Origin of the sequence: Priestia sp. BR_2 (genome assembly GCF_041954005.1) — a bacterium.
GTDB classification, from domain to species: Bacteria; Bacillota; Bacilli; order Paenibacillales; family Paenibacillaceae; genus Paenibacillus_AQ; species Paenibacillus_AQ lautus_A.
The window spans coordinates 153,650-169,265 of sequence record NZ_JAVFHM010000218.1 but is presented as its reverse complement, the minus strand read 5'-3'; the positions used below and the strand labels follow the sequence as shown (position 1 = coordinate 169,265).

The window sequence follows — 15,616 nt, the reverse complement described above, 5'->3', positions numbered from 1 at the left end:
TTCGTGCGAAAAAGTCGGACTGCGCTTGCAGTTCCGGCTTTTTTTTGCGCAGGGAACGGTTCCGTTTCGGCCTGAATCCATACAGGAAGATCGTACGAATGGACACGAAATGTTACATGATTCATCGTTTAACTTATTTATGGGAAGTGTAATTAGAGACTAAATACAAGGATGGGGTGATTGAGATGGCAAACGGAACCGTTGTAAACCAGGAAGCGGTCGAAACCGTGAAGGAGATTATCAAGGATATCGAAACGGCCATGTTCTCCACGATATCGGAGGGCGGGATCAATGCCAGACCGATGCAGACGCAGGATATCGAATTCGACGGCGACTTGTGGTTCTTAACGAAGCGGGATACCAGCAAATACGAAGAAATCCTGGCGAATCCCAACGTGAATGTCGCTTATGTGGGCAAATCCTACGTATCGATCCGAGGCAAAGCCGAAGTCGTGGATGATCTGGAGAAGAAGAAGTCGCTCTGGAATGCGGCGTACGAAAAATTTCTGCAGACGTCCTACGACGATCCCAACATTATTCTGATCAAGGTGGACACGGACACCGCGGAGTATTGGGAAACCGGAAACAAAACGAAAACGGTGAAAGCCTTCTTCAAGAAAATGGTGGGCCAAGAGCCTAGGGGCGACTCGGAAATAAACAAAACCGTAGATCTCCATTGATAACGAGATTCGTTCATTAGCAGTGGCAGAACCGCAGGATCCAGCATCACGATCCTGCGGTTTTTTATGTTAGCCGAACCCGCGCGCATATCCTTCAAGACGGATCCCGTGTTGGTTATGAATGGATGAGCACCGGATGGGGTGGGCACTTTAATACATAACAGGGCATATTTAGCACTAAGAAGGAATATACCTCATCAAACAAGTGAGAATTATGTGAATTCGTGCTGGAATTCGCCTGCAAACCATAACGTGCAACTGGATGGTTTGATTACAGTCATGATATAATTTTTTCATAAATATGAAAAATAGATTCCAGGAGAGGAGGTAGTACATTGGGAAGGCGTTATTGCAAATGGATCAAATTGCGGAATTAGGTTGTAATATTCTCTTCTGCGAACTACCTCTTTTTCATGGAAATATCGTATATAGAATGACCTGTTCAGATGCAAAAGCACATGGCCTTTAATTCAATCTGGAGGTGAATCCCTCTGAAGAGGGAAATCATTGGACATTATTACCATCACTAATTTAATCATACTTGCCATACTGATTGCGTTGACCGCTTTTTTCGTGGCGTCCGAGTTTGCCGTCGTTAAAATCCGCATGTCGCGGATCGATCAATTGATAACGGAAGGAAACAAGAAGGCGGTTGTTGCCAAAAAGGTAGCCGGCGATCTCGATTACTATCTCTCGGCCTGCCAGCTCGGCATTACGGTGACGGCGCTGGGGCTCGGGGCCATCGGCAAGCCGGCCGTTGAGCGTTTCATGTACCCGGTATTCGATTGGTTTGACGTATCGGCTTCGACGGCCTCGATTGCCTCTTACGCCATAGCGTTCATTCTCGTAACCTTTTTGCATGTCGTGGTAGGAGAGATGGCGCCCAAGACCTTGGCTATTCAATTCTCGGAAAAGACGACGCTGCTCCTTGCAGCCCCGCTGTATTGGTTCGGCAAGCTGATGTATCCGTTCATTTGGGCGTTGAATGGAGCCTCGCGCGTGCTGCTTCGTGCATTCGGCGTAAAACCTGCGCCGCATGAGCAGGCTTATACGGAGGAGGAACTGCGCATCGTCATGGCGCAGAGCTTTCAGGGCGGCGAGATCAATGGGACCAAGCTGGCTTACATGGAAAACGTGTTTTCGTTTGATGAGCGCGTGGCCAAAGACATCATGGTACCGAGAACGGATCTGATCACCCTGGATAAAAGCATGGAATACCCGGACATCGTCCGTATCCTGGATGAGCACAACTATACGCGGTACCCTGTCATCGAGGACGGCAGCAAGGATCGGGTGGTTGGCGTCGTCAACGTCAAGAAGATGCTGCCCCACATCGTGGCCGGACGAGACCGCAAGCTGGAAGAATTCGTTCGGGACCTCCCGGTCGTGCTTGAAATTACGCCGATCCAGGATGCCATGCTAAAGATGCAGCAGGAGCAGATGCATATGGCTTTGGTGATTGATGAATACGGCGGTACGGCGGGGATCCTGACCCTGGAGGATATTTTGGAAGAGATCGTAGGGGAAATTCGAGACGAATTCGATGAAGATGAAGTAGCGGATATCCGGAAGATCGGGGAACGCGAATACCTGATAAGCGGACGGGTTCTCTTGGAGGAGCTTGAGAAGCGCTTCGGCTTGGTATTCGAGGATAACGAGGAGATGGATACGATCGGCGGCTGGATACAGTACCAGAAAGGCACGACGGCTCAAGACGGCGATGAGATCCAGCATGGCGAGCATATATGGGCCGTAGCGGAAACCGATAATTTTCAGATCAAACACGTCATTCTCAGACACGGATGATCTAGGGCATGGCATGATCCCGTGTACATTCAGACCATAACTTTTTTGGAGGTGAATCCCTCGCAAGAGGGAAATCATTGGACGGAATAATCGCGTTGAATTTATTTTTGGTAGCCGTGTTCATCGGACTGACTGCATTTTTCGTAGGAGCCGAATTCGCCATCTTGAAGGTGCGGCTGTCCCGGATCGATCAATTGATCGCCGAAGGGAATAAACGGGCGGTCACGGCCAGGAAGGTAGCCCATGAACTGGATTACTATTTGTCAGCCTGCCAGCTTGGAATCACTATTACGGCTCTCGTGCTGGGCGCGCTGGGCGAACCGACCGTCGAAAGGATGCTGCATCCGCTGTTTGAACGATTCGACGTGCCGGCGGCGGTGGCAACGGTACTCTCTTATGCCATTGCCCTCGGGATCATCACGTTCCTGCATGTCGTCATCGGGGAACTGGCGCCTAAAACATTGGCGATCCAATTTGCCGAGAAAATGACGCTGCTGCTGGCGTCTCCCTTGTATTGGTTCGGGAAGATCATGTATCCGTTCATCTATGCATTGAATGGAGCTTCGCGTCTCCTGCTTCGAGTATTCGGCGTAAAGCCGGCTGGGCATGAAACGGTCCATTCGGAGGAGGAACTGAAGTGGATCGTGGACCAGAGCTACGAGAGCGGCGAAATAAACCAGACCGAGATGGGATATTTGACCAATATATTTGCTTTTGAAGAGCGCACCTTGCGCGAAATCATGGTCCCGAGAGATCGGATTGTTACGGTAGAACGAGGGTGGCCGCTTGCCAATATCCTGGAGGTTCTGGGCGAGTACGACTATACCCGTTACCCGGTGACGGAATCGGGACGCGCGGAGGATTTTATCGGGTTTATCCATACGAAGGAGATGCTGACGGGTATAGCGGCGGGTAGAAACTGCAGCGTGAATGACTTTATTCACGACATGCCGCGTTTTCCGGAGTCGTCTTCGATCAAGGACGTCCTGATCAAGATGCAGCAAATCCGCGTGCATATGGCCGTCGTGACGGACGAATCCGGCACGGCGATCGGGCTGGTGACGATGGAGGACATTCTGGAGGAGATCGTGGGCGACATTCGGGACGAATCGGATCGCCGCGAGCTGCAGGGGGCGCACGCCTAAGCGATGGCGAACTAGCATCGGGCACGATTCAGGAATAGGGCTAAACGTCCTTGTGCCCACTCCTCCGTGGTGAGAGGGCATGGAATTGCCGAAAACATAAAAAGAGCAGCTTCTACACGAAGCTGCTCTTTTTGCATGTGTCCTATCGAGTAGGTCAGCGTGCTAGCGTGCTGCCCCCATCGTAAAGCCGAAGCTGTACGTGCGGTTGGAAGGCAGCGTGAATTCTTCATGGATCGGCGCTCCCCAGCTGTCGTCGCCGCCGACGCCCATTTGCTTGTAATTGATGCGCAGGACGGTTTTATCGCTTGGCGGGAGCTTGTACGCATGGTCGCTGCCCTCCAGCTCCTCCGGCGTCCACGGCAGTGCGCATACCTCCATGAGGGAGGAACTCTCGAATTCCAGTCCGTCCCCTCCATTCTCCCCGGTTAGCAGTGCGAAGCGCACATCCGTTTTATTCCCGCACTCTTGAGGCCTTAGATAAGGGACGAACTGATCGGCGACCTTGCCCTCGTATCGGCCGATTTTGGCTCCTGTCTTCCGGTCCCAATAATTATCATGCGGTCCCCGCCCATACCAGCTGAGCGTATCGAGTCCTTCATCCAGCAAGAACAGCATGCCGACTTCCGGAATGTCGGGCAGACCGGCGCCAGGGATCAAGGTTTCATGCACGCGGACAGTGCCGTCCGGATAGATTCGATATTCCAGCGTCAGGCTGGATACGGGATTGGTCTCGATCCGATAGTGGCTGGATACCACGACGGCAGGGCCTTCCGCATGCCAGCGCAAAGACAGCAGCTTTCGCCGATCATGGGCCGTTCTCCACACGCCGCTGCGTTCAGGGAGCCGGTTGCCCAGATCGTTGTCGGTGACGGCCCGCCAGAAATTCGGTCTTGCCGGCGTCAGCAGGCATTCCCTGCCGGACAGTGCGTAGGATGTCAGATCGCCGGTGCCAAGATGGAAACGCAACGAGACGGCAGAACCCCTGATGATAAGCTCTTCATCCGACTCGGCAGCTTCCAGAGCCTGCACGCTTGCAAGAGCGTCCGTTTCGGGTTGCTCGGCAATATACGGCGTCAGCACAAACTGCTCCCAAGCCTCCTCATGTCCCGCAGGCGCCCACTTGGTGCTCTCCTTCCGAACGAGGGAGACGGTGAGAATCGCTTCTTTTCCTTCGTCCTCCACGGGGGAGTACGGAACATGGATTTCCGTTTGCTCACCAGGCTGAAGCGAGAGCCCGAGCGTGCCGGATTGGCTGACTTTGCCGTTTAGCGTTACGTCCCATTGTACAAGATACGAATCGAGGCTGGTAAACAAGAAGCGGTTGCTGACCCGAATCCGGCTTGCGGCAGGATCCAGGCTTTCGAACTTGACGTTCTGGTAGCATTTTTTCACTTCGTCCAGCTTAGGGGTTTTGGTTCGGTCCGCGAAGATCAGGCCGTTCCCGCTGAAGTTGCCGTCATGCGGCGTTTCGTTGAAGTCCCCGCCGTACGCCAAATATGGTATTCCGTCCGCCGTTTGGGTGCGGATTGCTTGATCGATCCAATCCCATATAAAAGCCCCCTGCAAAATGTCGTACTTCTCAAACAACTCCCAATACAGGTGAAGCCCGCCGCAGGAATTGCCCATCGCGTGACTGTACTCGCAAATGATATAAGGCTTGTCCGGATTGCTGTTGGCATACTTCTCCACATCCTGCGGCCTTGCATACATGGTGGATTCCATGTCGCTGGCCGCTTCGGATGCCCTGTAATGAAAGATTCCCTCGTAATGAACCAGCCGGGACGGGTCGGCTTCCTTCAGAAAATCGTGCATCGCAATGAAGTTGTCGCCTCCGAACGATTCGTTGCCAAGCGACCAGATGATGACCGAGGGGTGATTCTTGTCGCGTTGGAACATCGAATTGCAGCGGTCCAATACGTTGTCGCGCCACTCCAGCTTGCTGCCGGGCACCGTTTCTTCCAGCTCCTGCTGCCCATACGTCCAGGTTCCGTGCGTCTCCAAATTCGTTTCATCGATAACGTATAACCCGTATTCATCGCAGAGGTCATACCATACGGATTGATTCGGGTAATGGGAAGTCCGTACCGCATTAATGTTATGTGTCTTCATCAGCTCAATATCGGTGATCATGTCTTCACGGCTGAGGGCCCGCCCGGTATCCGGGGAGAATTCATGCCGGTTCACGCCTTTGAACAGAATGCGTTGACCGTTGATTCGCATGAGCCCGTCCTTCAGCTCGAAGCGGCGGAATCCCGTGCGGCAGCTTACGGCTCCGCGGCAAGCTCCGTCCGTATTCTTCAATGCCAGGACAACGGTGTACAAATAAGGCGATTCCGCGCTCCATTTCTCGGGTTCGGGGACGTTCATGCTCAGGGTAAAGCTGCCCTCGTCAATGATGTAATCCGCAATGGTGAGCGTTTGTTTCTGGACCAGCTGCCGGTCCTGATCGTAGAGAAGCGCCTCCAGCTGGAGCGTGTCCTTGTCGATGGTCTCGTTATAATAATTCGTGACGGCTGCATCGATTTGCAGCTCGGCATGCCGGTACTCGTCATCAAGAACCGGGCGCACGAAGAAATCGGAGATATGGACGGCAGGGACCGAATAGAGGTAGACCTCGCGGAAGATCCCGCTAAGCCTCCAAAAATCCTGATCCTCAAGCCAGCTCGCATCGCACCATCGGTATACCTCAACGGCTAATTTGTTCTTGCCCTCAATCAGATAGGGGGTAAGGTCGAACTCGGCCGGCGTAAACGTATCCTCGCTATACCCGACCATCTCGCCGTTCACCCATACATAGAAAGCGGATTCAACACCTTGGAAGCTAATATAAACGGGCTGTTCCTTCCATGCTTCAGGTACCGTGAATTCACGGATGTAGGAGCCCACGGGATTGTATCGGGTCGGTGCGAAGGGGGCTTTCAATTCAGGCTCCGATTCGGCCCAGGGGTATCTTACATTCGTATATTGAGGATAGTCATAGCCTTGAAGCTGCCAATGGGAAGGGACGGGAAGATCGGCCCAGCTCCCGGAATCGTAATCGGCCTCGTAGAAGTTTTGAATGCGCTCTTCAGGCGTTTTGGCGAAAGCGAATTTCCAGGTCCCGTTTAATGACTGGTACCAGGGGGACATGGCGTGGTCAAGGCTCAGCGCCTCGGACTCCGTCGGGAAATTCATCATGTAAGCATGGGCTCTGTGACGGTTCAACTGAAAAATATTCGGATTATTATTCCATTCGGGATAACCGTTTGCAGGTGCCTGGTAAATGAATTTGGTACGCAATGTGCTCAGCTCCTCCTAGATTATGGTTTCCTTCCTTCTACTGACAGTATAGAGGTTAATTCCGCCCAAGAGTATAAGGAAGTTGCGCTATTTCTATCAAACGATCAACAAAACAGCGATATTTCGATCACTTAGATGGTCATTTGCATATCTTGCTGCCAGGGAAGCCGTTGTTTATGTCCAGCGCCATCAACATGACCAATATTACATTTACATGGAATAATGTTTATGAAATAATGGTTAGTGAATGATCATTCACTAACGATGGGAGGAACGCGCATGGTAAGACCTCGCGAATTTCAAGACGAGGTGATCTTCCACGGCATCTACCGGGCACTATGCAAAAAAGGGTACGGCCAGTTGGCCTTAACCGACATCACGCATGAAATGAACATCTCGCCGGCAGCCTTAATGAAGCGATTCGGGTCGAAGAAGAATCTGCTCCTGGCCTACAGCGATTATGTCATTGAATTAACCAAACAAGCCTTCCACGATGCGGACTTGTCCGGCCAATCCAGAATCGAGGCGCTTAAAACGGTGTTCAGGGATGCCGTCTCGCATATGAAGGATCCTGTGGAATTGGCCAACCATACCTCCTTCTATCTGGAAGGGACGAATGATCCGGATTTGCTGGAGAAGACCCGGTACCGGCTGCAGCTGATCGATGAGTTTACCCGAAAGATGCTGGATCAGGCGATCACGAACAAAGAGATCGTGCCATGTGACGTGGCACGGGTCAGCCGGGTGCTGCAAGCCGCGATCAGCGGCGCCATGCTGATCTGGGTCAAAGAGTCGGACCGAAGCTTGGACGAACTGTTTGACGAGTGCTTTCAGGTCATATTCGCCTCGCTCGTTCAAGGCGGTACGGAATAATGCCCATTTTATTATGGAGAGGTGGAGGGCTATGCCGGTTTACAAAGGAAGGGAAGTCGAATTGTATTATGAAGTGAAGGGAGAAGGGAAGCCGCTGGTATTTACGCACGGAGCTTCCTGGAATCATAAACAGTGGCAGCCTCAAGTCGATGCCTTCTCCCGTCGGTATCAAACCGTGGTGTGGGATATCCGGGGGCATGGCTTCTCTTCCTTGCCGAATGGCAAGGTGGATTCGGAGGATTTCAGCAGGGATTTGGCGGATTTGCTAAGCGAACTCGGCATTGAACAAGCGACGCTTTGCGGGCTGTCCCTGGGCGGTCATATTTCGCTGCAGACTGCCGTTCGCTATCCGGAGAAGGTTGCGGCCCTGGTACTGATCGGCACGCCGTTCACGAATGCGTTTAATTGGTTCGAGCGCATGTTCGTGCCGGTAAACCGCTTAACAAGTTATCTGATGCCGATGTCCTTATCCGGAAAAATACAAGGCAGGATGTTATCCAAATTTAACAAGAGCAATCAAGCCTATATTGAGCAAGCTTTTGGCTCCATTGCTCATTCCGATTGGATTCGGATATGGGATGCGGTGACCCGAATGGACAGCACGCATGATCTGCACAAAATCCAGTGTCCGGTATTGCTGCTTCAAGGCGAAAGCGACACGATGATCCGAAGGCAGCAGGCATACATGCAGGAACAAATCGCGAACGCGCAGTTGAAAATCATTCGAAACGCTCATCACGCAACGAATTTGGATAACCCCGACGAGGTGAACGAGGCGATCGCTTCATTTCTGTCGGAGCACGCGATCTAGCGGTATCTGAGCTCTTTCATTGACACCCCAAAACAGGGTTGCTACAATTTTAGGCATATATCCATCGGAATACAAGGGTTATCAAGGAGGGGACGAACTTGAATCGATTCGGTTCCACAGATCCATTCATACGTAATGAACGCGAAGCGGTGATCGCGGCCCGGGCCGACAAGCTGGGAGCGATATTCGCGGAAAGAGCACCTCAGCACGATCTGGAGGGATCGTTTCCGTTCGAGAATTTCGATGATTTGAAGGAGTCCGGTTATTTGAAGCTGACCGTTCCGGCAGCCTTTGGAGGAGAAGAAGCCTCCGTATACGAAATGGTGCTTGCCCAGGAACGGCTCGCCCGAGGAGACGGGTCTACGGCGCTGGCCGTAGGCTGGCATATCGGGCAGATACTGCAGCTGCGCCTTTCCGGGGCTTGGCCGGAGCCGTTATTTGAGAGATTGTGCAGAGACGTTGTAGCAGAAGGCACGGTCATTAATGAACTGGCGAGCGAGCCTGCGACGGGGAGCCCCAGCCGGGGCGGAAGGCCGGAGACGACGGCACGGCGGGTGTCGGGCGGCTGGCGCATCGCCGGACGCAAAACCTTCAGCACGTTAAGCCCGATCTTGAAGCAATTCGTGGTTACGGCCGGAATCGAGCATAGCGAGAAGGTCGGCGCGTTCCTCGTTCGCAGCGGGCCCGGGGTCAAGGTTGAAGAGACCTGGAATACGATGGGCATGCGGGCAACGGGAAGCCATGACGTGATTCTGGAGGACGTATTCGTGCCGGACACGGAAGTCATTCGGGGACCCGATTATGAGAAGCCTGAGTTTCCCGTGCCTACGGAAGGCATTCTGCTCCATATCCCGGCATGTTATATGGGGATTGCTTATGCCGCGCGGAATTTTGCCATCGATTTTGCCCGTCGTCATCAACCGAACTCCTTGACGGTGCCCATTGCCGAATTGCCGAATGTCCAAAGGCAGATCGCCCAAATCGAAGTGGACCTGCTGACGGCCCGCAGTTACCTGTACCAAACCGCCGACCGCTGGGACAAGGAAGCGGAGAACCGCGCCGCGCTCAAACCCGAGCTTGGGCTTGCCAAGTACGTCGTGACCAATGCGGCGGTCCGGATTGTCGATCAGGCCATGCGGATCGTTGGGGGATTGAGTCTCTCCCGGAAGCTCCCGTTGGAGCGTATGTACCGGGATGTCCGGGCAGGTCTTCATAATCCGCCGATGGATGATGTCGTGCTGACGAATTTGGCCAAACGGGCCCTTTCGGAAGCGGAGGAGAAGGAAAATCAGGAGCCTTGATCTGATCGGACGAGAGAATAGGCCACTTAGCAGGAAATAAGGATAGAAACCGCGGGAGAGCTGGCTCCGGCGGTTTTTTGCGCTTCGCGCGCCGGACATTCCTTATTGCGGCTCCATTACATAATCGCGGCATCTTCTGCAGCCTCTGCTTCATATACATACACTTAGGTTAGGATGGCGGGCTAACGGGTATAAAACCTATCAGTACGTACTATACGAGTCGATCGAAATCCGCTCATGAGGAATTAGGATGACAGGAGGTATGTAACCATGGATTCTGTGCTGTATTTGGGCTTGGCCGCTATATATGCCGTGCTGTTTCTGTATGGGTGCGTGCTGATGAGGCGGGATGCGTCACCAGGGCTTCGGTACTTGCTGCTGATCGTAACGGCCGGATTGGTCTGGGATAACGGCGTGATCGGCATCGGAAAATACATGGGGGAAGGAGATCTGCTGGAGGGGCTTAACGTTGCGCGTTTCTGGGTGCATGCGTTGGCCACGCCGCTGCTTGTGCTCGTGTCGTTCGACCTGATACGCAAGGCCGGGAGCCCTTGGACCAGCAGGCCGGCCGCCGCATGGGGGGCCTGGCTTTTCACCGCAGCGCTGATCGTGCTCGAGGTGGTGACGGAGACCTTGCCGCTCAAGCTCCAACCATCCATGGAGTACGGAGCGCTGCGTTACGTTTCGTCCGAATCCGGGGGGCCGCCGCTCATGGTGATCCTGATTTTGATCCCGCTGCTGACGGCAGGCATTATCGTATGGCGGAGAAAAAAGACGCCGCTGCTGTTCATCGGCACGGTGCTGATGGCTGCCGGGAGCGCCATACCGATCCCGATCGAAAGCTCGGCTGCCACAAACGTATTCGAGCTGCTGCTCCTCTTGTCCTTGTGGCTGACGGTACGCAAGCTGGCCTCCGCCCGTACGTTGTCTTTTCGCTAGTTCCTGCTGACACCGCGCTCGCCGTCCAGATGTGCGCTTTTTTGGCATGTCCCGCCTTCTTTCGCTTGTTAGCTCCCGCACCCATTTCCGACTAGCATCTGGATGTACCCCGCAGCTTCATGATGTACGTAAGCCGATTGGCATAGCGCCACATTCAGCAAACCTTCAGCTTAGCCTAAGCCTGGCATAACCTTCCCCTAAGACTGCTTTCAGATTCCGTCCCTATACTTCAAATAGCAAGACAAACCATGATTCTAGAAGGAGAGATGACGATGAATCCGATAAGCAAAAAAGTATTAGTAAGCAGTATGGCGGCAGCGATCGTGCTGGGGGGAGCCGGGTATCTTCAGAACAAAACCTTTGCCGCGGCGAGCACGGATACGGCAGCCTCGGCAGCTCAGGACGGTCAGACGGGAACGGACACAACGGCTTCGGATTCAGCGAAGAACCGGGAAGGGAAGTGGATGGGTCATAAGGCGGGCGGACCTCGGGGCGGCGGCATCGTGAAGGAAACGGCCGAAATCCTTGGGCTGACGGAGGCCGATATCCGGACGGCGCTTGAAGCGGGCAGCACGTTTGCCGAAATTGCCGAAGGCAAGGGAATGGCCCAATCCGCGTTCGTTCAGAAGCTGATCGAGCTGGAAACCGCCAAGATCGATGAGCGTCTGAGCGATGGCGGCATTACGGAAACCGAAGCAGCCGAGTGGAAAGAGGGTCTAAGCGACCGTCTTACCCAAATCGTAGAGAGCAGCGACGCCGGTTTGGGGAAAGGTCATGGCAAAGGAGGACGAGGGTTCGGCAAATTCGGCAATCCGGAGGAAATCGCGGCATTGCTCGGAGTGTCGGAGGACGAGCTGAAGGCCGGAATGGAAGAAGGACAATCGTTGTCCGAGATCGCGGCGGCGAAGGGAGTGACGGAGGATCAACTGATTCAGAAGCTGAAAGATCAAATGACCGAGCCCTTGAAGCAATGGGTGAACGAGAAGCATACGGACGCTGATAAGTCGACTGCGGCTGCGGGAGAAACGGATGAGGATACGGAATAACGATTGAATCGAGATTGGATTGCTGAAGAGACTGGATGGTATTCTATTAAGAATGCATTCAGTTTCTTTTTTTATATATAAAAAATTCATCATTTTTTTCTCACAAAGTGTTGACCTTAACGTTACGTAAAGGTGTACATTGAGTTTGTCAGGAGGTGAAACCATGGAATACACGGTGCAGAAGCTTGGGAAGTTGGCGGGAATAAGCACGCGAACCCTCCGTTATTACGATGAGATCGGGATTCTGAAGCCGGCCAGAATCAACTCGTCGGGGTATCGGATTTACGGGCAGGAGGAGGTTGACCAATTGCAGCAGATCTTGTTTTACCGGGAGCTTGGGCTGCAATTGGACGGTATCAAAGAGATTATGACCTCACCATCCTTCAATCGGACCAAGGCGCTCCAGGAACACCATGCGCAGCTCCTAGACAAGAGAAGGCAACTGGATTTGCTGATTACCAATGTGGAGAACACGATAGCCTCCGCCGAAGGGAGAAAAACGATGAGTGACCAAGAGAAATTCGAAGGATTCAAGCAGAAGCTGATTGATGATAATGAGAAGAAATACGGTAAGGAAATTCGCGAGAAGTATGGCGACGAAACTGTAAATCAATCCAATGCCAAGCTGAAAAATATGACGCAAGCGCAGCATGATGAAGTAACGCGTCTGGCGGAGGAGCTGTACGAAACGCTGGCCGAAGCGTTTAAGCAGGGCGATCCTGCCGGCGAGCTCGCCCAGAAGGCAGCCGATCTGCACAAGCGTTGGCTCACCTATTATTGGAATGATTACAGCAAAGAAGCCCATGCCGGCCTTGCCCAGATGTATGTTGACGATGAGCGGTTTACCGCCCATTATGACGAGAAGCAGCCTGGAACCGCCAAGTTCCTCCGCGATGCGATTCTGATTTACACGGGCACGAATCCTGCATCATTGTAAGCAAGCTGAGGCAAGCAGCCTTACGGATAAGACCCTTTCCTGCGCTCACCCGCGAGGAGAGGGTCTTTTTTTATAGGGGATCCATTGAAGGAGCTGGATCTGTTCACCCTGCCTCCCCTTCCACAATTAACCTCTTGTCTCCACGTGGGGAGTAATGGTTAGATGTAACATGGGCTATTTTTCACAAACCTACACCATGGGTGATGACATTTATATAGTGAGGGTAGAGAATGGATCAAATTGTACAGCAGGTAGTTACTATCTTTAACGATTTTCTATGGTCTAAACTGCTTATCGTATTGCTGATAGCGTTTGGCCTGTATTTTACGGTGGGCACCAAGTTCCTGCAGTTTCGCCTGATCGGCGAGATGTTCCGGGTCATCCGCGAACCCAAGAGCAAAACGAAGGGCAGCATTTCCCCGTTTCAGGCGTTTGCCATCAGCATGGCGGCCCGCGTCGGGACCGGGAACATTACCGGCGTTGCCCTGGCTATCTCGCTTGGGGGGCCGGGGGCCGTATTTTGGATGTGGATCATTGCGATCATCGGATCGGCCTCCAGCTTTATTGAGAGCACATTGGCGCAGATTTATAAGGTAAAGGATGGAGCGGGCGGATTCCGCGGAGGTCCCGCCTATTACATGCAGCAAGGTTTAAAAAAGCGGTGGATGGGCGTGCTGTTTGCGATCCTGATCACCTTGTCCTTCGGTCTTGTGTTTAACGCGGTTCAATCCAACACGATTACGATTGCTTTCCAGAATTCCTTCGGCACGGATCGTTTAACCCTCGGAATCATCATGGCGGTTGTTTTTGCGGCCATCATCTTTGGCGGAGTGAAGCGAATTGCCAAAATGTCGGAGCTGATCGTCGTGATTCTGGCTGTGCTGTATGTCGGTGCCGCGTTGTTTATCGTATTGGCGAACATCACCAAGCTGCCGGAGGTTTTTGCGCTAATCGTCAAAAGCGCGTTCGGTTATGAGCAGGTGGTCGGCGGATCGATCGGTGCCGCGCTCATGAACGGGATCAAAAGAGGCTTGTTCTCCAACGAAGCCGGCATGGGGAGCGCACCGAACGCAGCGGCGACCGCAACGACAAGCCATCCGGCGAAGCAGGGACTGGTTCAGGCGCTGGGCGTCCTGATCGATACGCTGGTCATATGTACAAGCACGGCATTCATTATTCTGTTTACCGGCGCATACCAGCAGACCGGACTTGATGGAATCGCCCTGACGCAGGCTGCCCTGGCCATGGAGATGGGCGCGTGGGCATCCGACTTCCTGGCGGTCATGATTTTCCTGTTTGCGTTCAGTACCTTGATCGGTAACTATTACTACGGGGAAACCAACATCGAATTTTTGAAGTCGAATCGGGTTTGGGTATGGATCTATCGGGTTTCCGTGCTGGCCATGGTCATCTTCGGCTCGGTGACCAGCGTGAAGCTGGTGTGGGATTTGGCCGACCTCTTCATGGGATTGATGGTAATCGTGAATCTCATTGCCATCGCGCTGCTATCCCGAACGGCCTTTGCCGCACTGAATGACTACTTGAAGCAGAAGCGGGCAGGCCTCGATCCGGTCTTCACTAAAGACAGCATCAAGGGGCTTCAGGATGTGGAGTGCTGGGATGGACATGACAGCCCAACCACGAAAAGCGCCATAATCGAATAACGTGGACGGAATCGCTACGGTAGCTGTTGTTCTAGCTGCTGTAGCGATTTTTGATTTTACCGTAACCTTTGCGGAATCAAACCGTTGTCTAAGTGAGAAGGGGGAGAAAATACGAATGCTGCATGTTAATCGGATGACCTGGCGGACAAGGGCAAGGCTGCTCTTCAATGCTTTATTAGCTGCGTTGGCCGTGTTTCTTACTTATGTCATGTATTATATAGCCGTCCAAATTTATTATGAAAAAAATGACCTGAACGATAAATTTATAAGGTCTGTCATGACGACGGTTGAATTGCATGAGAGTGGACTTATGGTAGATAAACGCGGCTTGTCTCTGGTAGAAGTGACGCCCTTCCTCACACAGAAGAAATCGCTGAAAGTGTATAAGGATGTGGGGGAATGGCAGCTGATTGTCGGAGAGCTTCACGCGAAGAAGAGGTTATGGGGAGAACTGACCTATTCCGTTGAAAAACAGGGGCCTTACCTGAACCGCGAAGAAAGGGACCCTTATGTTCTGCATTCTGCGCTTCTGGATGGTGGGAAGATTACAGACTCCTCTCATCCGAATGGTGCAATGAACCAGTTAGAGAAACTGGAGGACGGCAACGTAGCGGAATTATTCTTCTCGCTTCGAACGTTGAAGTCACCGGAGCAGGTTTTGGAGCTCCTGTCGGATTATGATGTTAGAGCGACCAATATGGCTGTTTATGCTGGTGAACTGAGGGAAATCAAACTGGGTACTTATAGCTCTAGCGGCGCTGGTCACACGATCCCCCATCTTACATTGAGGCCCAGAATTATGTTTGACGATAACCATTTCCTTTCTGCATGGCATACTTTTTTCTCATTGGAGGCAGGAATATCGGACGATGTGCAGCAGCTGATCGTCGACGTTGAATGGATGACCAACAATATCAAATACAACGGTGTAGATGATGACAAACAACGGCTGGCCTACTTGAAGAAAAATGGAGTTCAAGTTTATGGGGCAACCGTCACGGGACCTGTGCGGGAGCTGGAGAAGCTGAAGGAGGAGTCGGAATTCTGGGGATTCCGTTTGGGCCGCATCGAGGTGTGGAATTGGAGCTAAGCCAGCTTGCGCTGGCAACCTTTGCATATGTCCCCGGATTTCTTC

Annotated in this window: 12 protein-coding genes; 11 read left to right on the top strand and 1 reads right to left on the bottom strand. The window is 52.7% G+C overall.

What is annotated here, in order from left to right:
- Positions 1–185 precede the first annotated feature (185 nt).
- The 3 genes from RB298_RS16365 to RB298_RS16355 all read left to right on the top strand — a co-directional run bounded on the left by RB298_RS16365 (position 186) and on the right by RB298_RS16355 (position 3,631).
- The gene (locus tag RB298_RS16365) at positions 186–680 is read left to right on the top strand and encodes a pyridoxamine 5'-phosphate oxidase family protein (RefSeq protein WP_213580173.1); all 495 of its coding nucleotides are present in this window, start codon (positions 186–188) and stop codon (positions 678–680) included.
- Positions 681–1,187: 507 nt separating this feature from the next.
- On the top strand, positions 1,188–2,486 hold the full coding sequence (locus tag RB298_RS16360) for a hemolysin family protein (protein ID WP_096777070.1): 1,299 nt from the start codon (positions 1,188–1,190) through the stop codon (positions 2,484–2,486).
- Between the two features lie 77 nt (positions 2,487–2,563).
- Positions 2,564–3,631 carry a hemolysin family protein gene (locus RB298_RS16355; RefSeq protein WP_009590516.1) on the top strand — a complete coding sequence of 356 codons (1,068 nt, stop codon included), beginning with the start codon at positions 2,564–2,566 and terminating at the stop codon, positions 3,629–3,631.
- 162 nt (positions 3,632–3,793) lie between these two features.
- Here RB298_RS16355 and lacZ read toward each other — a convergent pair whose 3' ends face one another.
- Positions 3,794–6,910 carry a beta-galactosidase, LacZ type gene (gene lacZ, locus RB298_RS16350; protein WP_486047597.1) on the bottom strand — a complete coding sequence of 1,039 codons (3,117 nt, stop codon included), beginning with the start codon at positions 6,908–6,910 and terminating at the stop codon, positions 3,794–3,796.
- A gap of 279 nt (positions 6,911–7,189) precedes the next feature.
- Between lacZ and RB298_RS16345 the strand changes: the two genes are divergently transcribed.
- The 8 genes from RB298_RS16345 to RB298_RS16310 all read left to right on the top strand — a co-directional run bounded on the left by RB298_RS16345 (position 7,190) and on the right by RB298_RS16310 (position 15,571).
- Positions 7,190–7,783, top strand: coding sequence for a TetR/AcrR family transcriptional regulator (locus RB298_RS16345; RefSeq protein WP_375121844.1), 594 nt, complete (start codon positions 7,190–7,192; stop codon positions 7,781–7,783).
- Between the two features lie 31 nt (positions 7,784–7,814).
- Positions 7,815–8,594 carry an alpha/beta fold hydrolase gene (locus RB298_RS16340; RefSeq protein ID WP_375121845.1) on the top strand — a complete coding sequence of 260 codons (780 nt, stop codon included), beginning with the start codon at positions 7,815–7,817 and terminating at the stop codon, positions 8,592–8,594.
- 98 nt (positions 8,595–8,692) lie between these two features.
- Positions 8,693–9,895, top strand: coding sequence for an acyl-CoA dehydrogenase family protein (locus RB298_RS16335; RefSeq protein WP_375121846.1), 1,203 nt, complete (start codon positions 8,693–8,695; stop codon positions 9,893–9,895).
- Between the two features lie 270 nt (positions 9,896–10,165).
- Positions 10,166–10,834: a hypothetical protein gene (locus tag RB298_RS16330; protein WP_486047596.1), complete on the top strand. Its 669-nt coding sequence runs from the start codon at positions 10,166–10,168 to the stop codon at positions 10,832–10,834.
- Between the two features lie 272 nt (positions 10,835–11,106).
- Positions 11,107–11,880 carry a hypothetical protein gene (locus RB298_RS16325; RefSeq protein ID WP_486047595.1) on the top strand — a complete coding sequence of 258 codons (774 nt, stop codon included), beginning with the start codon at positions 11,107–11,109 and terminating at the stop codon, positions 11,878–11,880.
- A gap of 163 nt (positions 11,881–12,043) precedes the next feature.
- Positions 12,044–12,817 carry a MerR family transcriptional regulator gene (locus RB298_RS16320; RefSeq protein WP_486047594.1) on the top strand — a complete coding sequence of 258 codons (774 nt, stop codon included), beginning with the start codon at positions 12,044–12,046 and terminating at the stop codon, positions 12,815–12,817.
- A 230-nt stretch (positions 12,818–13,047) separates the two neighbouring features.
- Complete coding sequence (locus tag RB298_RS16315) at positions 13,048–14,481, top strand: alanine/glycine:cation symporter family protein (protein WP_096777062.1); 1,434 nt, start codon at positions 13,048–13,050, stop codon at positions 14,479–14,481.
- Between the two features lie 115 nt (positions 14,482–14,596).
- Positions 14,597–15,571 (top strand): anti sigma factor C-terminal domain-containing protein, encoded by a 975-nt coding sequence (locus RB298_RS16310; RefSeq protein WP_486047593.1) that lies wholly within the window; start codon positions 14,597–14,599, stop codon positions 15,569–15,571.
- Positions 15,572–15,616 lie beyond the last annotated feature (45 nt).

Excerpts from the sequence above, each read along its gene's own strand:
- RB298_RS16365 (WP_213580173.1), top strand. The coding sequence starts at position 186 with ATGGCAAACGGAACCGTTGTAAACCAGGAAGCGGTCGAAACCGTGAAG.
- RB298_RS16345 (WP_375121844.1), top strand. The coding sequence starts at position 7,190 with ATGGTAAGACCTCGCGAATTTCAAGACGAGGTGATCTTCCACGGCATC.
- RB298_RS16340 (WP_375121845.1), top strand. The coding sequence starts at position 7,815 with ATGCCGGTTTACAAAGGAAGGGAAGTCGAATTGTATTATGAAGTGAAG.
- RB298_RS16330 (WP_486047596.1), top strand. The coding sequence starts at position 10,166 with ATGGATTCTGTGCTGTATTTGGGCTTGGCCGCTATATATGCCGTGCTG.
- RB298_RS16325 (WP_486047595.1), top strand. The coding sequence starts at position 11,107 with ATGAATCCGATAAGCAAAAAAGTATTAGTAAGCAGTATGGCGGCAGCG.
- RB298_RS16320 (WP_486047594.1), top strand. The coding sequence starts at position 12,044 with ATGGAATACACGGTGCAGAAGCTTGGGAAGTTGGCGGGAATAAGCACG.
- RB298_RS16315 (WP_096777062.1), top strand. The coding sequence starts at position 13,048 with ATGGATCAAATTGTACAGCAGGTAGTTACTATCTTTAACGATTTTCTA.
- RB298_RS16310 (WP_486047593.1), top strand. The coding sequence starts at position 14,597 with ATGCTGCATGTTAATCGGATGACCTGGCGGACAAGGGCAAGGCTGCTC.